This window comes from Paraburkholderia ginsengisoli NBRC 100965 (assembly GCF_000739735.1).
In the GTDB taxonomy this organism is placed as follows: Bacteria; Pseudomonadota; Gammaproteobacteria; order Burkholderiales; family Burkholderiaceae; genus Paraburkholderia; species Paraburkholderia ginsengisoli.
This window is the reverse complement of the sequence record NZ_BBJF01000006.1, coordinates 40,020-57,857: the sequence shown is the minus strand read 5'-3', so window position 1 is coordinate 57,857 and position 17,838 is coordinate 40,020. Positions and strand designations below refer to the sequence as shown.

Below are 17,838 nucleotides of genomic sequence, written 5' to 3'. Positions count from 1 at the left end.
GACGCTTGAATTGCCGCGCCGCGGTGAAATAGAACCATTGCGTGCCTTCCAATTGTTAAGAGAAAGGTCATTGTAATGTTGTCAAATATGTATTGGGTGACTGTTACCTTTTCTCATGTGGCGTTTAAGTACGAATGAAGTGAGATGCCGCGGGACAACGTTTGCACGCGGTGTTTGTATTGGGTAGTGCATTGACGAATGCTCTCTCGCATAAGCGGCCTATATACGATTCAATCCATCGCTGATGGTTTCTGCGTTTGCTGTCCCGCCTTGGGAACTCGCCCGCTTGACTTCACAAACACGCCTTCCTATGTTGGAAGTCGGCCTGCAGTGCGCGCTATTTCAAGTCCCGCAGCCGCCAGCTTTTAAGTCATCGGTTACATGCTGACTTCATGTCCGCCAGCCCGCCCAGTCTCAGGCAGCAGATACGCTTCTGTACCAGTAGCGACGGCGTACGCATCGCCTATGCACAGTCCGGCGCGGGACCCGCGATTGTCAAAGCCGCAAACTGGCTGAGTCATCTCGAACTGGATCTGACGAGCCCCGTCTGGAGTCATCTGATTGCCGAGTTGAGTCGCAAGCACACGCTTGTGCGTTACGACCAGCGCGCTTGCGGACTGTCCGATCGCGAGGTCGCGGATATCTCCTTCGACGCGTGGCTGCGTGATCTCGAAGCCGTAATCGACGCGAGCGGCGCCGAACGCTTCGCACTGCTCGGCATCTCGCAAGGCGCATCGATCGCGGTAGCTTATGCGGTCGCGCATCCCGAGCGTGTCACGCAGTTGATCCTGTACGGCGGCTACGCGCGTGGCAAGCTCAAGCGGCAGGCCGGCGACGCGGTACGCGACGAGGCGGAGACGCTCGTCAAGCTCGCGGAACTCGGCTGGGGACAACAGAATCCGGCGTTCCGGCAATTCTTCACGACGCAGTTCATACCCGGCGGCACGCCCGAACAGCATCGCTGGTTCAACGAACTCGAACGCATGACCACCACGCCGCACAACGCCGCGCGCATCATGCGGGTATTCAATGATATCGACGTCGTCGACCTGCTCGATCGGGTCGCGTGCCCGACCCTCGTGTTGCATGCGAGCGGTGACGCGCGTGTGCCGTTCGAGGAAAGCCGTTTGCTCGCAGGCCATATTCCGGATGCGCGTTTCGTGCCGCTCGAAAGCGAGAACCATCTGTTGCTCGACACCGAACCTGCGTGGCTGCGATGGCGCGACGAAACAAGAGGCTTTCTGTCGGCCAATGCGCCCGCTGATCCCGTATTCGCCACGCTGACGCCGCGCGAGCGCGATATTGTCGAATTGATTGCCGGCGGACGCGACAACGCCCAGATCGCCGCGCGTCTCGCGCTCAGCGAGAAGACCGTGCGCAATCACATCACGAGTATCTTCGCGAAGCTCGAAGTGGAGAACCGCTCTCAAGCCATCGTGCTGGCGCGCAAGGCCGGCTTCGATTCGCCGGCTGCGTGACTGCGGACGGTTTAACCGGCATCCGGGACACAGGTCCCGCTCTTTTGAATCGATCCGCGTTATTCCGGGTGCCGGCCGGGACAACCGCCTCATTCGGTGTGCCGCTTCGATGCGGAGAATTCGATCCAGACGGTGACTCATGCGAACGCGTGCTGCACCGCTCGAATCCCTTTTCCAATCGAGGAGACAGATATGAACATCCATCAGGCCGAATTGCCGTCGCAACGTTACGCAAAATGTATTGAAGTGTCCCGCCGTATTCGCTGGGATATCGACCGCGACGTCATTCGCGCACGCGGCTTCGATGTCGCGCATAAGTTTTTGCCCGACGGATTGACCGAGGTGGCGCGGCTGCCGTTTCTGAGCGAAGACGAACGACGCTTGATGTCGCAAGTGCAAGGGCGCACCTACGCGAACATGTTCAGGCTGGTCGAGCGCTTCGTCGGCGCGAAGATGCTCGAAGTCGGCCGCGACCACGCGCTCGGCGATCAGATTGCGCTTGAAGCGGTAATGCGTTTTACCGAAGAGGAACTTAAGCATCAGGAATTGTTCCGCCGCATCGAAATGCTGGCCGCTGAAAACATGCCGGCGGGCTATCGCTTCATGCCGCCGACCGACGACGTCGCGAACTTCGTGCTCGGCAAATCGACGTGGGCGATCCTCGCGCTGACCTGTTGCATCGAGATCGTGACACAAGTGCATTACCGGCAGAGCATGGAACTCGACGACTCGCTGTCCCCGCTATTCAAGGACGTGTTCCTGTTTCACTGGAAGGAGGAGTCGCAGCACGCGATCATCGACGAGCTCGAATGGGTTCGCGACGATGCGAAGCTCGACGACATGGCGCGTCATCGCGCGGTCGACGATCTGATCGAATTGATCGGCGCTGTCGACGGTTTGCTGCAATTGCAGGCCACGGCCGATGCGGAGTACTTTCTGGCCAATGCGGGGCGGCCTTTCACGGAGCACGAGCAGGCCGACGTGCGCGCCGGGCTGCTGGATGCGTACCGCTGGCAATACATCGTGTCGGGTGTCGAGGAGCCGCGCTTCTCCAAACTTCTGACGAGTCTGATCGACGAACGTCAGGGGGAGCGTCTCGGTGCCGCGCTGGCGCCGATCGTACGGCGCACGTTGAACCGCGAGATGTTTGGCCGGATATGACGGCGAGGAAGGCAGCCGGGGCCGCCTTCCTGTTGAAACACCCGATCGAGTGCGAGTTCGATGTTCGTGCACATGCCGGCAGCAGGTGACGACGGATGTTCACCTGGTGCCGAACGAACCGCGGCGGGCGGTTTGACCGACTAAAAAGCGACCCTCCGTGTATGATAACGATTCTCATTGGTGGGTTAGGGCCGCACGCCGCTTCGTAGAATATGGGGAATGTTTTGATCGTCGTGTCGGCATTGGCCGGCGCATTGCTGTTCTATGTGGGTGCGCCGAGCCAGCGTTGGCTGCGCGCGCCTTTGCCGGCAAGGCCAGCGCGTTTCGCGGCGACGGCGTGCATCGCACTCTCGCTCGTTTGCGCGGCTCGCGCGTTGCAGCCGGCTACGTCGCTGTCGGTTGTCGTGACGATGTTGATGGCGGGCCTGACCGCGTACCCGTTCATCGGCGCGCTGCTCGAACGTCGTCGCGCGCGGCTCTCCGCTCGATGACGCGCGCGTCCGCCAGCCGGCGCGCCGCAGGTTCAATCGAGCGCGCGCTGATGACGAAGTTCGTCGCCGGTGTGGTCGGCGGTTTCGGCCTCGCAATCGCGGCGAGCGCGCTGTTCGCGCGCCTGTCGCCGGGTGGCCTGACGGCGGCCAGCAAATTCCACGTGACGATGTGGCTCGTGCCGCCGCTGTGGATCGCTGTCGCGTCCGCGTCGTTCATGTTTCGCAGCGGTGCGCGCGCGCTCGGCTGGCTCGCGCTCGCCAATCTGGCTGCGTTCTCGCTGGTTCTGCTCTGTCAGCGCGTGCCGTTCTGAGCGCTTCAGCCGTTTATTCCGTGAGCGGTGCGCCGCTCCCTCCCTCTCCGTTCCAGCATGCGCAGCGATACTCTTCGCGTCTATAAGACCGTTCATACGTGGACCGGCATCGTCGCCGGTCTGCTGCTTTTCATCGCGTTCTACGCGGGCGCGATCACGATGTTCAAGGACTCGTTGAGTGCGTGGACGACGCCGCCCGCAGTCGTCGCGACGCCGTCGGTGCCGCTTGATCGCGCCGATGTGTTGATCGCGCGCACGCTCGACGCGCATCCGGCGGCGCGCAAGCTGTTCACGCTGTCGCTCGTCGACGGCGATCGCGTGCGGATGTCGTGGCAACCCTCTGCCGGCCAGCGTTGGGATGCGTGGCTCGACGATCAGGGCCAGTTGCACACCGCGCAAAGCCGGCCGTCGGACGCGGCGCGCTTCATCGACCTGCTGCACATGACCGCGGGCGTGCCGGGCGGTTACGACGTCGGCGTTGGCGTGATGGGCGTGGTCTCGCTGCTGTACGGGCTCGCGCTGGTGGCCGGCGTGATCGTGCTGCTGCCGACGCTGGTGAAGGACCTGTTCGCGTTGCGCATCGGCAAGAACCTGAAGCGGATGTGGCTGGACGCGCATAACGCGGTCGGTATTCTGAGTCTGCCGTTTCATCTGGTGATGGCGCTGTCGGTGGTCGCGTTCGGCTTGAGCGATTACATCTTCGACGTGCAGGACAGGGTGATCTACGCCGGTGCGCTCAAGCCGATGATGGTCGCGCAGAACCCGTACTTCGCGAAGGCGCCCGCCACGCCGCGTGCGGACTCGGCCCCGCCGCCGACGATGCTGCCTCCCGCGCGACTGCTCGCGAAAGTCCGCGAGCGTGCGCCGCAATTCGAACCGACGGCGCTGCGCTATCGTCGCGCGGGACAGGACGGCGCCACCGTGTTCGTGGCCGGCGACGACGCGCGCTACCTGGCGCGCGACGGCGGCTTCGCGTTGATGGACCCGGTCAGCGGCAAGTTTCTCAACGCGCAGTTCCTGCCGGGCGATGGCGAGGACGAGGGCAGCAACTGGTCGGCGTCGACGAGCGCGTTTTACGCGTTGCACTTCGGCAGCTATGGCGGTGCGCCTGTGCGCTGGGGCTATTTCGTGCTCGGGCTCGCGGGCGCGTTCCTGTTTTACTCGGGCAACCTGCTGTGGATCGAGAGCCGGCGCAAGGCATTGCACCGCGACGGCGTGCCGGTGACGCAGCGGCGTTCGACGTACGTGATGGCATCGTTGACGGTGGGCGTTGCGCTCGGCTGCATCTGCGGGATTTCGCTGACGCTCGTCGCGGGCAAGCTGTTGGCCGGGCGTGTGGGAGATCTGCACGCGTGGCATGTCGGCATCTACTACGCGACGTTCGTCGCCGCGATCGTTTGGGCGATGGTGCGTGGCGCCGCGCGCGGGTCGGTCGAATTGCTCGCATTGGCGACTCTCTCGAGCGCGGCGATTCCGGTGACGAGCCTGGTCGGCGCGCTGCTGCCCGCGAGCGGATTGTGGTTCTCCACCGACCCGGGAGCGCTCGGCGTCGATGTCGGCGCGGCGCTCGGGGCTCTGTGTTTCGCGTGGATGTGGCGCAAGACGTGTCGGCGTATCGAGGCGGGGCGGGTGGATAGTGTGTGGTCGGTGCGGAAGGGAAGCGACGCGCGTATCGACGACGTGGACGAGCGTGTCGATGAGGTCGTGGAGACGCAGCAGGGGCGTTGAGAGGCGGCGATTGTCGGTTGCGTGCGCGATGCAAGCGCTGGCGGCTGTAGTGGCTGTTGTGATGGCAAGGCGCAGCATGCTTATCACTCACGCAAACAAAAACGCCGCCGGGCGCAAAGCCCAGCGGCGTTTTTTATCATGCGTCGAAATCGCCGCAAGGCGATTCGCATTCGACGATTAGAAGTCCGTCGTCATCGACAGCAGGAACGTGCGCGGCGCACCTTGCGTCAGATAACCGCCCGTCGACGATGCCCAGTACGACTTGTTCGCGACGTTCAGCACGCTCGCGCGGAACGTCGTCGGCTTGCCGAACAGCACGGCCGCGTAGCGCGCGCCGAGGTCGACCGTATCCCATGTCGGGATCGACAGCGTGTTGGTCGTGTTCAGGTACTGCGGGCCGGTATGCGTCCAGCGTGCGGTCAGCGTCAGGCCGTTGACCATTGGCACGTCGTACTCCGCGCCCAGATTGAACATGAAAGTCGGCACGCCGATCGGCCGCTTGCCGTCCGTCGCGCCGCTTTCGGTGTTCTGTTGCGTCGCGTTGATGTACGTCGCGCCAGCGATCACGCGCACGCCCTTGACCGGTTCGCCGAACACGGACGCTTCGATACCGCGATGGCGCTGGTCGCCGTCCGCGACGAAATAGCCCGCGCTATTCGTGAAGGTTTCCGGCTTCTCGATCTGGAACGCGGCGAGCGATGCGCCGAACTTGCCGTTGTCGTATTTCGCGCCGACTTCGTACTGTTTTGAACGCTCCGGCGGCAGCAACTGGCCGAAGTTCAGCGCACTGCTTGGCGCCGCATCGCCGATGGTCAGCGCTTCGCTGCGGTTCGCGAAGAACGACACGTTCTGCCACGGCCTGACGACGAGGCCGAACAGCGGCGTCGTGATCGAGTCGTTGTAGGCTTCGGTCTGCTTGCCCGTGTAGTCGAACGAGTTGGACACGAGCGACTGGTGACGCGCGCCGACCGTGAACAGCACGCGATCGTTCAGGAATCCGAAGGTGTCGGAGACGGAGACGCTACGCAGCAGAGAGTGTGCGGTGGTCTGCGGATCGGCCATGTTGCCGCCGAAGTAGATCGACGGCGGCGACGGCACTTGCGGCGTGTTGTAGAGATCGGTATTGAACGAGCCGCTCATCGTGTAGGCGGACTTCGCGTCGAGCCGCACGATCGACGCGCCCGCGGTCACGAAGTGCGACACGGGGCCGGTGTTGAAGCGGCCGCGCACGCCGGTTTCGGCGGAGGTGGCGTCTTCCTTGTGAGGCGCGGTGAGACGCGAGGCGGTCGTCGCGGTATTGCCGACGTACGGCGACGAATAGCTGCCCTGTTCGTCGGTGTGGCGCGCGCCGCCTGCGACGTACGCGGTCCAGCCAGGCAGGAAGTCGTATTCGGCGCGCACGATGCCGACCGTGTCTTCGAGCGAGCTATAGGTCCACGTTTGCGCGTAGTTGTAGGTGGCCGACGGCGGCTCCGGCACGGTGTCGCCCGTGACGTAGACGACCGGGCGGCCGCCGTTTACGCGCTGGCGCTGGTACAGGAAGTCGCCGGACAGGCGCAGCTTTTCACCGCGCCAGTCGAGCGAGACCGCCGTGGTGTTGTCGCGCCGGTGCTCGCCGTCGATCGAGGTTTCGCCGTCGTGGTTCGCCTGGTTCACACGAATGCCGAACTGATCCTCGCTGCCGAAGCGGCGGCCCACGTCGATGTGTGCGCCGATCTCGCCCGAGCCCGTGCCTTCCAGCGTGACGCGGGTGAGCGGCTTGTCGTCGGCGCGCTTCAACTGCAGGTTGATGCCGCCGCCGACGGCGGTGCCGGTCGGCGAGGCGCCGCCGAGGAATGCATTGGCGCCTTTGAACACGTCGACACGTTCGAGCGCGTCGGTCGCGACCAACTGGCGAGGCGTGACGCCGTAGAGTCCGTTCAGCGACACGTCGTCGCCGTTGAGCTGGAAGCCGCGAATCACGAACACCTGCGCGAAGTTGCCGTAGCCGTACGCGGTGCGGACCGCGGGGTCGTTCGCGAGCACGTCCGCGAGGGTGCGGGCCTGCTGGTCTTCGATCAGCTTCGACGTGTACGTGGTCATGCTGAACGGCATGTCGATGTTCTTCTGCTGGCCGAGCACACCGAAGTTGCCACCGCGAGCCACCTGGCCGCCGGCGAAAGTCGGCGCGAGATCGCCGGGCAGCACGTCTTTGGCTGCCTGAACCTTCACGGCGGGCAGGGTGTTGCCGGCGGGCGGGCTCGTGTCGGTGGACTGGGCGGAGGCGATGGCCGGGATGCTGAAGGCGACGGCGATGGCTGCGAGAATGGCGGCGCGATGAGCCGCGGTTTTAGCAGGCGCTGCCTGCAGTTCCTGCAAACGTGAAACAGACATGAAGTGAAAGTTGGTGTGATCGTCGATTTTCCGTCCCGGGGCGCGTTTGGAATCCGGGCGGCATTTTTCTGGGTTGCTGGCGCGGGCGTTTGACGGCGGTTTGTACGCAGCGAGAACTATTGTTCAGCATATTATAGTGCAAATGGGAATCGTTCTCATTGTAGAAAAACAACGATCGCCTGTTCCTGGATTGTAAAGATTGCGAAAGTGTGGTTGAAAGGGCGCAGAAGCGGGGCATGCTTCGGCGTGTGCTGGAGCGGCGGGCCCGTCGCGATAAACGAGTGAAAGGAGGAGGCCGAAACACGTGTTGGCGCCGCGCCGATTCCCCTGCCGTGGTACGCCGTTTGCTGGGCAACGGTGTTTTTTTCGCACGTTGCCTACATGTCTCGAACACCGTCTACTTGTCAAAGGTGGAGCGCCCGCGAAGTCCGGGTATTGCACGAAGTGCCGCGCGTCCTGGTCGTCGACGACAATGCCGGAGCGGCCGAAGCGCTCGCCACCTATCTCTCCTATGAAGGCGTCGAAGCCCGCGCCGCCGTCGGTTGCGCGGAAGCGCTGCGCTGCGTGAAAGACTGGGTGCCCGATGTCGTCGTGCTCGACATCATGATGCCGGAGCGCGACGGCTATGAAACGGCCAGCGCGCTACGCAGCTATCTGCCGACGCAGAGTCTGGGCATCGTCGCGTTCACGTCGCTCGACGAAGATCACGTCAAGGAAACCGGCAAAGCGCGTCACAATTTCGACGGTTATTGTCAAAAAGGCACGGCGCCGACCGCGTTGCTCGCGCTGATGCGCAAGCTCTGGCGGGAATAGCGTGCGTGGCGGTGTCTGCGTGACGGCCAACCGCTCCTGAAAACCAACCTTCAAGCCGGCTCGCCCAACGCCGGCTCAGCCACGATCTGCCGAACGATCGCCTCCATCAAGCCGGGAAAGCGCGCGTCCAGCTCCGCACGCCGCAGCGAATTCTGATGCACGGTGCCCGCCACGCGCGTGCGCACCAGCCCCGCCTCACGCAGGATCCGGAAATGATGGGACACGCTCGACTTCGGGCGTCCGCCGTCGAGTTCACCGCAAGTGGCTTCGTCGACCGTCGACAAGCGCCGGACGATTTCCAGGCGAACCGGGTCGCTCAGCGCATGAAATAGCCGCCCGAGCGTGAAATCCTCGGCGGCGGGGTGGGTATAGGCGCGCATTCTGCAAATAGTAGAGGTTTCTGCGATACTCCGTAGTTCGATGTTTGTCGAACTACCGTACAAGCTTATTCATTGGAGTTTAGCCTGATGTCCGCATTGTTTCAGCCCTACAAGCTCAAGGACGTGTCCTTGCGTAACCGCATCGCTATTCCGCCGATGTGCCAATACACCGCCGAAGACGGCCTGATCAACGATTGGCACCGCGTGCACCTCGCCGGTCTCGCGCGCGGCGGCGCGGGGCTGGTGATCGTCGAGGCGACGGCCGTGTCGCCGGAAGGGCGCATCACGCCGGGCTGCGCGGGCATCTGGAACGACGAACAGGCGCAAGCTTTCGCGCCGGTGGTAGCGTCGATCAAGGCGGCCGGCTCGGTGCCGGGCATCCAGATCGGGCACGCGGGCCGCAAGGCGAGCGCCAACCGTCCGTGGGAAGGCGACGACCACATCGCCGCCGACGACAACCGCGGCTGGCAAACCATCGCGCCGTCGGCGATCGCGTTCGGCGGCAATCTGCCGAAAGTCCCGCGCGCGATGACGCTGGACGACATCGCGCGGGTCCGCGAAGACTTCGTCGCCGCCGCAAAGCGCGCCCGCGATGCCGGCTTCGAATGGCTCGAACTGCACTTCGCGCACGGCTATCTCGGCCAGAGCTTTTTCTCGACGCACTCGAATCAACGCGACGACGCGTACGGCGGCAGCCTCGAGAACCGTAGCCGTTTCCTGCTGGAAACGCTGGCCGCGGTGCGCAAGGTCTGGCCCGAGCATCTGCCCTTGACCGCGCGTTTCGGCGTGATCGAGTACGACGGACGCGACGAGGAAACGCTCGCGGAGTCGATCGAACTTGCGAAGAATTTCAAGCGCGAAGGGCTGGACATGCTGAGCGTCAGCGTGGGTTTCTCCACACCGAAGGCGGCGATCCCGTGGGCGCCCGCGTTCCTCGCGCCGATCGCCGAGCGCGTGCGTCGAGAGGCCGGCATTCCGGTTTCGTCGGCATGGGGCATCGACACGCCGGAACTGGCGAACCGCTCGGTGGCGAATGAACAGCTCGATCTCGTGATGGTCGGCCGCGCGCACCTGGCCGACCCGCACTGGCCGTACCATGCGGCGCGCAAGCTCGGCGTCGAGCGCGCGTCGTGGACGTTGCCCGCGCCGTACGCGCATTGGCTCGAGCGTTACGCGGTCGCGTCGTAAGCGCACTGAACCGAAGTTGGCGGTGCCGATGAGCGCCGCTCGCCCGCTGCGGATTTGAGCGGGCGAGCGGCGCTTTTTTTTACGCCGTCGGGATTTCTGTGACTGCCCACATGAAAACGCGGTGAGTTGAAAAAGCGTTTCAAGTGCTGAGATGAGTCGAAAAGACATATTGATTTCCCATAAATGCGCGTATTCTTGAATCGGGAATCGACATTGTGAGGATTCATGGTGACTTCGTCTGATGAACAGCCCGAGACGCAACCGGTGCAATCCGGCCAGCAGGGTTACAGGAGCGGCGAGGCGGCGCGTCTGGCGAAAATGCCGGTCACGACGCTGCGCATCTGGGAGCGCCGTTACGGCGTGGTCGGCCCTGCCAAAACCGCGTCAGGCCAGCGTTTGTATTCGGAAGACGACGTCCGGCGACTCACGTTGATCAAGTTGCTGGTCAGCCGGGGCCACGCGATTGGCGCAATCGCGCGGCTCGACCGGGAGCAATTGCAATTTCTTACGGCGAGCCACGGCCGCGAGAGCATCGGCGCGCCCGACGCGGGCGTCGCCGGAACGGGCGAGCTTAAGCTGGCGCTCGTCGGCGGCAATCTTGCCCAGCGGCTGCAAAGTTCGCGCATCGATTTGCGGCACTACGGCGTAGCCGCGCTCACCACCTTCGACGATCTCGCGTTGGCCTCGACCGCGCCGGACGGCGAGCGTCGCGAGCCACTCGACGCGCTGCTGGTCAGCGTCGACTCGCTGCAGGAAGACATCGCCGCGCAGATCGTCGCGCTCGGCGACGCGTTTCGTGCGAAAGCGATTGCGGTGGTCTACGGCTTCGGCACCGGCGCGGCCGCCGACAGTCTGCGCGCGGCCGGGGTGCGGCTTTATCGCGAGCCCGGAAGCCGGACCGAATTCGGGCAGATGCTCGGCGATCTCTGCGAGCGGGCCCGCGCGCAGGAGCGCATCGGCGATGACGCCGTGTGGTCGCGCGTGCGCCGTCGCTACGACGACCGCGAACTGGAAACGATCGCGACACGCTCGTCGACGATCGCGTGCGAATGCCCGCGACATCTCGCCGAGCTGGTCATGAAGCTGTCCGCGTTCGAACGTTACAGCGACGAGTGCACGTCGCGTTCGACGCAGGACGCCGCGCTGCATCGCTATCTCGGCGACGTCAGCAATCGCGCTTGCGCCATGATCGAGGCCGCGCTCGAACGGGTCGCGCGCGAAGAGGGCTGGTTCGCCGCGCCGCCGCCGGCCGCACAGGAATAGCACACACGCTCACACCGTCCGCGGAGGATGCGCCATGCAACATGATGCTTCGGTGGATGTCGCCCTCTGCGCGCACGCGCTGAATGAAAAGAGCGCCTATCTCGCGGCGCTGCTCAAGCGGGTTGCGCAACACGACGCGCGCGCGTTCGAGGCGCTGTACCGCGCCTCGGCGCCGTCGCTGTTCGGCCTGGCGCTGCGCGTGACCCGCAACGCCGAAGCCGCCGAAGACGTCGTGCAGGACGGCTTTCTGAAGATCTGGCGCTTCGCCGGTTCGTACGACGCGCGGATGTCGTCGCCGTCGACGTGGATGTCGACCATCGTGAAGAATCAGGCGCTCGACTATCTGCGGCGTAATGCGTATTCGGGCGTGTATGTCGAGGAACTGGACGCGCGCGTTGCCATGGCCGATGACGACGCCGGCCTTGCGCAGCAGTTTTCTCTGGATGCCGAACGGCTGTCGATCTATCTCGGCCGACTCGCGCCGATTCAGCGGCAGGCGATCGCGCTTGCCTACTTCCGTGGCCAATCGCAATCGGAAATCGCACATACGCTGGATGCGCCGATCGGCACGGTCAAGACCTGGATCAGCCGCGGGCTGGAGTCGCTGCGAATCATGATCGACGGGCGGCATGCGCCGCATCATGGCGGTTCGTGTCGAGTGGCTGAGTGATCGGGTTGCTGGCCAGCGGAACGGCCCTTGCTGGAAGGTTGATTCTTCCACCCGCCACGGAGCCTTTACGTATGAAACCTTATATCGTCGCTCACATGATGTCATCGCTCGACGGCCGCAGTCTGACGGATGGCTGGCATCTCGACTTCGCGACCGACCTGTACGAAGACACCGCGGCCCGCTTCGAAGCCGATGGCTGGATCTGCGGACGCGTGACCATGCAGGAGATTTCGCATGGCACCGACTATTCTAAAGATCTCGCGAAAGGCGCGCTGCCCCGCACCGATCATTTCGTAGAACGTAACGCTGAGCAATACGCGATCTCGATCGATCCGCAAGGACGCGTCGCGTGGAAGAGCAATACGGCGCTCAAGTCGCATGTGATCGAAGTGCTGACCGAACAGGTCGCCGACGACTACCTCGCTTATCTGCAATCGATTGGCGTGTCGTACGTGTTCGGCGGCAAGAGCGAAATCGATCTCGACAAGGTGGTGCAGACGCTCGCGCGCGAACTCGGCGTGAAGAAGCTGATTGTCGAAGGCGGCTCGCACGTGAGTGGCGCGTTCGTGAACGCGGGTCTCGTCGACGAAGTCAGTGTGCTGATTTTGCCGCTGGTGGACGGCCGCAGCGAGCATCCTTCGTCGTTCGAAGTGTCGATGGACAAATGGCAGGCGCCCGCGTATCTGAAGCTGAGCTCGGTGGAGCAGGTGGAGCACGATGCTGTGTGGCTGCGCTATACCAGAGCGAAGGCATGAATGGACGCGCGAATGAACGCGCATGAATAAAAAAACGCGGCGGCGTGGAGCGAAACTCCAAGCCGCCGCGCTGTGTTTCGCACGTTCCTGGTGCTATCGGATTTCAACCGTTGAACCGCAAGCACTCAGCCCTTTCCCTTTGCATGCTCCGTCGACAACCACCCGCCGCTCACACCAATCTGCGCAATCTGCTTCGCTACCGCATCGCCGAGACGCTTCGCGTCCGCTGACACGCCCGCCCGTTTCGTTTCGGAGACGGCGTGCAAGCCGCCGCCCACTGCCGCCGTCGTCGCGATGCTGCCAGCGGCCGCGCCGACGCCCGCCGTTTCCGCGACGCCCGGCGCTTTGCCGCTGTCCGCGTTGGCGTCGAAGCTCTGCACCAGACGCGGTGCGCCGCCCGCGGGTTTGTACAGAATCTGCACCGTGCTGCTGACTTCGCTCTTGCCCGCGCCGAGGCCAATCAGAGTGCGACGACGGCGATTGCCCGCGTCGATCGTATCGAAGCTGCCTTGCACGAGGAGCACGTTCTGATCGGCGGGGGCGGGCGCGTCCGAACGAACCGCGTGCAGTCCCATCGCTTGCAAGCGACGCACGATTTCGTCGGCGACCTGCTCGCGCACCTGGTCCGCATCGCCGACCTGTTTTTGCGCGGCGGACGAGCCGCTCAATTGCGTCTTCAGTTTCTGCAACATGCCGCCGTCGAGCTTGACCTGATCGGGATCGGCGTCGAAGGTGTACACGTAGATGTTGTCCGGCCGCACCTGCGGTTGCGCGGTCGCCGCGCTTGCGCTCGTGTTCGTGATGCCGCTGCCGGCGCAACCGCTCAGCAATGCGGAACCGCAGACCATCGCCACACAGACCAGACGGGTGGCGTTCTTTTTGAGAAAATTCACTGAAGTCAACATGTTGATCCTGTCGTCGGCACACGGTGCCGGTAGCTGCGAACGTCTCAACCGATGATCGGGCAACCGTAGGATCGTTGATCATCGGCGAGATGGTTTCGCACGTGAAACACCCTTGATCTCATGCGTCCTTGTTTCGTACGCACCGGCAGCGAAGCGAAGTATGGACGCGTCGCCTGGCGAACTCCATTCAGCAATTATTTCGCGCGATGTCACGATGAGGCGCCGGCACGCGCGCGCTTTACGCGGCGCTCGTCGACGCTGTGTCGATGCGAAAGAGGGGGCGAGGCGGGAACGAGGATAAGCGCCGCAACCGGCGTTATTCGCGCGATGTGAAGTGATGAAGCGGCACAAGATGCGCCGCGAGAATCGGCATCAATTCAATGCGAGCTTGATGATGCAGCACAGGACCAGCACGAGCAGGACGCCGGCAACGGCCAGATTCAGCGGGTATCGCATTCTTCACCACACGCGAGCGTTTCGGTGCTCCTATCCTAATCACCTGACGGAAGATGAAAAGTGCCACTGAAGGGGCAATGTGGGACAGCTAACGTAGCATCCCGGACGAATGCGTTGCGGAGGCGAGGGAGCGCTTCCAATCGCGCGATGGATGCTGAGGCGCCGCGCCGTTACAGAAGGGCGCCCAGCCAACCGGCAACTTTTATTGCGCTTGCCCCGGCGTTCCCGGCGCACCGTGCAGCGGTTTATTCGCCGCAGCCAGGTCCTCCGACAGACTCATGCGCAACGTCGCGATCGCCTGCTCGGGGTTCGCGGGCTTCAACTGCTCGCGCGCGAGCGAGTCGTAGACGTAGTGACGCAGCATCGGATCCTGCGTCTTGCCGAGGACGTCGTGATACACCGCGACGATCTCTCCCGGATGGCCGCTGAGTGCATACAGGCGGCGCAACTGCTCCAGATCGTTGATCACCGCGAAACCCGGCCCCCTCGGACCCATCATCGGACCCATCGCATCGTGCGGCGCGGGCGGAGCGTCGCCGCGCTGCGCTTCGCCGTGCATCTGCGCTTCCTGCGCGAGAGCAGCCGTCGCGGCCACGCTCAGAACGGCGGCCATGGCCGCGCTGAAGATTGCTTTTTTCATGATGTCGCTCCCGTCAAGACAGAGCCGGCGCCACAGTGCGCCGGCACATGAGCAACGATAGTCGACCTGCCGATTCGTAGGGTTACTGAAGCCGTCACGTAACTTACGGAACCTTGCATGCGCCGCGGCCTGTGCCGCCGTAGCCGCGTCAAAAGCGCGCCGCGAGCCAGGGTGAGCGCCGCTGGCGCAATGTGGCCGGATGGCGCATGATGACCCAATGTGCCGTCCGACCCCAGAACTGGCAAGCCTTCACGGGTCGCGCGGCGCAACGTCGCCGCCGGTGCCTGCGTCGCCGAACCATGTCGCGGTTGCGCTGCCGGCGAGTATTCAACCGCTAAGGAGGAATTTCGATGGACCGACCTGACGCCGCCAATCCGTTTGGCGATCTCACCAAAATGCTGGAGCAGTTCAAGCTTCCCGGCTTCGACGTACCCGCCATCATGGAAGCGCGACGCAAGGATATGGAAGCGCTGGTCCAGGCGAATCAGACCGCTTTCCAGGGCATGCAGTCGCTTGCCCAGAAACAGGCCGACATGTTGCGCACGACACTGACCGAGCTGCAATCGCTGACGGGCCAGTTGTCGGCCGGCGGCGCAGCGCCGTCGGCAAAAACCGCGGAGCTGATCCAGCAAAGTCTGCATAAGTCGCTCGCCGACATGCAGCAACTCGCGCAAGCCGCGTATCAGACGCAAGCCGAGTCGTATGCGGTGATCGCAAAACGCGTAGAAGAGAATGTGCAGGAACTGAAGTCGCTCTTGCAGCAGAAAAAGTAACGGGTGCCCAAGCGTCGAATCGGCTGATTCGCGCGTGACGCATCTTCTCTGATGAAGCCGATACCGCGGATGGCCGCTGAGCCGTTCGCGGTATTTTTTTGTACGAGTTTTCTTTGATTGGCGGCGGCGTGAGCAACGGTTTCTCGTCAGAGGAATCGAGCGTTTCCACGCATATTTTTCGGCATGTGCTTACATCCGGCCGAACGATGCACGTCGCACGAATTTTTTTTCTGCTGGCCGCAGTTATTTTTCGCACCCGTTTGCTTTAAACGGGCCGCAACGTAAAAATGACTGTCGGAGCGCCGCTCCAGCGGGGCTGAGTCTTCAAAGATCAAACGGCTTCGAACGGCCGCACACGTGCCGAAGGTTTAAATCGTTCCGCAAACGATTGCCGCCGCGCGCCGCGTCCGCTCAAGTTTCGCGCGCCCGCTCCGTAGACGCATTCGCGCAGCCCGACCGGCGTGGGAGCAGCGTCAGCACCACCGGTCGGGCGTGCACCCGATAGTTTTCCGTTCGTGATCGGCCGATAGCCGCGTCACGAGCGTTTCACCTCGAAGGAAATCTCGTGAAACCGATGCTCCCTACCCGCATTGCTCACGCAATGCTCGGGGCGAGCTGCGCGCTGTCGTTTGCCGCGCACGCCACGCTAGGTCAGAACGCCAGCACTGTCGACAGCGATCAGACGCACCTGCGCGCGGTCGCTCGCGCCGCCACCACGCAGAGCGCCTATACGGTCCATCTGATGACGATGCCCTCCGGCACGCTGGTGCGCGAGTACGTCGCACGCAACGGCATCGTGTTCGGCGTCGCTTGGGAAGGCCCGACGCTGCCGGATCTGAAATCGATGCTGGGCGCGTCGTTCGACGCCTACGTCGCGGCCACCGCGACCCGGCGCGGCACGCCGCTCGCGGTGTCGAACAGCGATCTGGTGATCTTCTCCGGCGGCCATCTGCGCGCATTCTCCGGCTACGCGTATCTGCCGCAAGCGGTGCCCGCCGGCGTCGACGTCGGCGTCATTCAATAACGGAGCGGCCATGCGTGAAATCTCTTCGTGGCGGACCCTGTTGAGCGCGGCGCTCTTCGCGTTGCTCGTGAGCGCATGCGGAGGCGGGGGCGGTGGCTCCGGCGGCGCGAGCACCACGGCCAATTCCAGCGGCTCGAACAGCGGGCCGTCCGGTCCGACCGTGACCAACACGTCGCCCGCGCCGCAAGTGCTCGCCGCGAACGCGGTGCGCGTGACGGTGGACTCCGGCGTGAGCAACGTGCCGAATATGCCGTTCGTCAGCATCACGCTGTGCGTGCCGGGCACGAGCGAGTGCCAAACGATCGATCACGTGCTGGTCGATACCGGCTCGTGGGGCGTGCGCGTATTCGCGTCGCAATTGCCCGCGTCGATGAAGCTGCCGCAGCAGAAGGACGCGGCTGGCAACCTGGTCGCCGAATGCATGCAGTTTTTCGACGGCTACACGTGGGGCTCGGTGCGGCTCGCGGATTTGCAGATCGCCGGCGAAAAAGCCGCGTCGCTGCCGATCCAGGTGATCGACCCAGGCTACGCTGCGTTGCCCGCCGATTGCGCGAGCCTGGGCGCGTCGCGCAACACGCCGGCGACGTTGCAGGCCAACGGCATTCTGGGCATTGGCGTGTTCAAGCACGACTGTGGCGCGGCCTGCGTGCAGCAGGCGCTGGCCGGCACCTATTACGGTTGCCAGGGCGTGGCCTGCGCGTCGATTCCGCTCGCCGAAGAGTTTCAGGTGGCCAATCCGGTGCCGTACTTCGCGACCGACAACAACGGCTCGATACTGAGCCTGCCGACGGTATCCGGCGGCGCGGCGTCGGTCTCCGGGCAACTGGTGTTCGGCATCGGCACGCAGAGCAACAACGCGCTCGGCAGTGCACAGGTGATCGGCGTCAGTCCGTCGAACGGCACATTCACGACGGTGCAGAACGGCACGACGTATTCGCACAGCATCATGGACAGCGGCTCGACGGGGCTGTTTTTCCAGACCACCGCGATGACGGCCTGCCCGAGTCCGAACAGCGCGTACTACTGCCCGGCGTCGACCCAGCAATTGAGCGCGCTGATCCAGGGCGTGAACGGCACGACGAGCGCGGTGAACTTCACGGTGGGCAACGCGGCGTCGATCGCGCAGACGTATAACGGCGATGCGGCGTTGCCGCTGCTAGCGGGACCGGCTTTCGTGACGTCGACGATTTTCGACTGGGGGCTGCCGTTCTTCTACGGGCGCAATGTGTACGCCGCTGTCGAGCAGCAGGCAACGCCTGGGGGCACCGGGCCTTACGTTGCGTATTGAGCGCTAGGGCTGGGTCTGCGTTGAGGTTGGGTAAGCGATAAAAGCCCGCTGCCGGATCGACCGGCAGCGGGCTTTTTGATGGGTCGACGGCACGAGTAACGCGAGCGACACTGGCACCGCGAGTGTTTCGGCGAACCGGTG

General features: G+C 63.7%; 17 protein-coding genes. 13 read left to right on the top strand and 4 right to left on the bottom strand.

Annotation, left to right across the window (positions count from 1 at the left end):
* Window positions 1-392 precede the first annotated feature (392 nt).
* The 5 genes from BGI01S_RS13240 (at window position 393) to BGI01S_RS13220 (ending at window position 5,169) form a co-directional block, all read left to right on the top strand.
* On the top strand, window positions 393-1,478 hold the full coding sequence (locus BGI01S_RS13240; protein ID WP_042326150.1) for an alpha/beta fold hydrolase: 1,086 nt from the start codon (window positions 393-395) through the stop codon (window positions 1,476-1,478).
* Window positions 1,479-1,670: 192 nt separating this feature from the next.
* Window positions 1,671-2,639, top strand: a complete 969-nt coding sequence (locus BGI01S_RS13235; RefSeq protein WP_042326149.1) for a hypothetical protein — start codon at window positions 1,671-1,673, stop codon at window positions 2,637-2,639.
* Window positions 2,640-2,851: 212 nt separating this feature from the next.
* Window positions 2,852-3,130, top strand: coding sequence for a hypothetical protein (locus BGI01S_RS13230; RefSeq protein WP_042326148.1), 279 nt, complete (start codon window positions 2,852-2,854; stop codon window positions 3,128-3,130).
* Between the two features lie 50 nt (window positions 3,131-3,180).
* Window positions 3,181-3,441, top strand: a complete 261-nt coding sequence (locus BGI01S_RS13225; RefSeq protein WP_052400480.1) for a hypothetical protein — start codon at window positions 3,181-3,183, stop codon at window positions 3,439-3,441.
* Between the two features lie 57 nt (window positions 3,442-3,498).
* Window positions 3,499-5,169, top strand: a complete 1,671-nt coding sequence (locus BGI01S_RS13220; RefSeq protein ID WP_042326146.1) for a PepSY-associated TM helix domain-containing protein — start codon at window positions 3,499-3,501, stop codon at window positions 5,167-5,169.
* Between the two features lie 177 nt (window positions 5,170-5,346).
* On the opposite strand, the gene BGI01S_RS13215 is transcribed toward BGI01S_RS13220, so the two are convergent.
* Window positions 5,347-7,542 carry a TonB-dependent receptor gene (locus tag BGI01S_RS13215; RefSeq protein ID WP_042326145.1) on the bottom strand — a complete coding sequence of 732 codons (2,196 nt, stop codon included), beginning with the start codon at window positions 7,540-7,542 and terminating at the stop codon, window positions 5,347-5,349.
* 381 nt (window positions 7,543-7,923) lie between these two features.
* Between BGI01S_RS13215 and BGI01S_RS13210 the strand changes: the two genes are divergently transcribed.
* The gene (locus BGI01S_RS13210) at window positions 7,924-8,355 is read left to right on the top strand and encodes a response regulator (protein WP_042326142.1); all 432 of its coding nucleotides are present in this window, start codon (window positions 7,924-7,926) and stop codon (window positions 8,353-8,355) included.
* Window positions 8,356-8,405: 50 nt separating this feature from the next.
* Here the strand turns inward: BGI01S_RS13210 and BGI01S_RS13205 are convergent, their stop codons facing one another.
* Window positions 8,406-8,735, bottom strand: coding sequence for an ArsR/SmtB family transcription factor (locus BGI01S_RS13205; protein ID WP_042326140.1), 330 nt, complete (start codon window positions 8,733-8,735; stop codon window positions 8,406-8,408).
* An 87-nt stretch (window positions 8,736-8,822) separates the two neighbouring features.
* On the opposite strand from BGI01S_RS13205, the gene BGI01S_RS13200 reads away from it, so the two are divergent.
* The 4 genes from BGI01S_RS13200 (at window position 8,823) to BGI01S_RS13185 (ending at window position 12,611) form a co-directional block, all read left to right on the top strand.
* A complete protein-coding gene (locus BGI01S_RS13200) occupies window positions 8,823-9,923 on the top strand; it encodes an NADH:flavin oxidoreductase/NADH oxidase (RefSeq protein ID WP_042326138.1) in 1,101 nt (366 codons plus the stop codon).
* Between the two features lie 225 nt (window positions 9,924-10,148).
* Window positions 10,149-11,186 carry a MerR family transcriptional regulator gene (locus tag BGI01S_RS13195; protein ID WP_042326137.1) on the top strand — a complete coding sequence of 346 codons (1,038 nt, stop codon included), beginning with the start codon at window positions 10,149-10,151 and terminating at the stop codon, window positions 11,184-11,186.
* Between the two features lie 34 nt (window positions 11,187-11,220).
* Entirely contained in the window at window positions 11,221-11,856 is a 636-nt protein-coding gene (locus BGI01S_RS13190) for an RNA polymerase sigma factor (RefSeq protein ID WP_084585358.1), read from the top strand.
* Window positions 11,857-11,927: 71 nt separating this feature from the next.
* Window positions 11,928-12,611 carry a RibD family protein gene (locus tag BGI01S_RS13185; RefSeq protein WP_042326135.1) on the top strand — a complete coding sequence of 228 codons (684 nt, stop codon included), beginning with the start codon at window positions 11,928-11,930 and terminating at the stop codon, window positions 12,609-12,611.
* 125 nt (window positions 12,612-12,736) lie between these two features.
* Here the strand turns inward: BGI01S_RS13185 and BGI01S_RS13180 are convergent, their stop codons facing one another.
* On the bottom strand, window positions 12,737-13,516 hold the full coding sequence (locus BGI01S_RS13180; RefSeq protein WP_042326134.1) for a DUF4410 domain-containing protein: 780 nt from the start codon (window positions 13,514-13,516) through the stop codon (window positions 12,737-12,739).
* Between the two features lie 658 nt (window positions 13,517-14,174).
* On the bottom strand, window positions 14,175-14,612 hold the full coding sequence (locus BGI01S_RS13175) for a hypothetical protein (protein WP_042326132.1): 438 nt from the start codon (window positions 14,610-14,612) through the stop codon (window positions 14,175-14,177).
* Between the two features lie 350 nt (window positions 14,613-14,962).
* On the opposite strand from BGI01S_RS13175, the gene BGI01S_RS13170 reads away from it, so the two are divergent.
* From BGI01S_RS13170 to BGI01S_RS13160, 3 genes are all read left to right on the top strand, one after another.
* Window positions 14,963-15,385: a phasin family protein gene (locus tag BGI01S_RS13170; RefSeq protein WP_042326130.1), complete on the top strand. Its 423-nt coding sequence runs from the start codon at window positions 14,963-14,965 to the stop codon at window positions 15,383-15,385.
* 574 nt (window positions 15,386-15,959) lie between these two features.
* Complete coding sequence (locus BGI01S_RS13165; protein ID WP_084585380.1) at window positions 15,960-16,409, top strand: DUF2844 domain-containing protein; 450 nt, start codon at window positions 15,960-15,962, stop codon at window positions 16,407-16,409.
* Between the two features lie 10 nt (window positions 16,410-16,419).
* Window positions 16,420-17,697: a DUF3443 domain-containing protein gene (locus tag BGI01S_RS13160; protein ID WP_042326125.1), complete on the top strand. Its 1,278-nt coding sequence runs from the start codon at window positions 16,420-16,422 to the stop codon at window positions 17,695-17,697.
* Window positions 17,698-17,838: the final 141 nt, after the last annotated feature.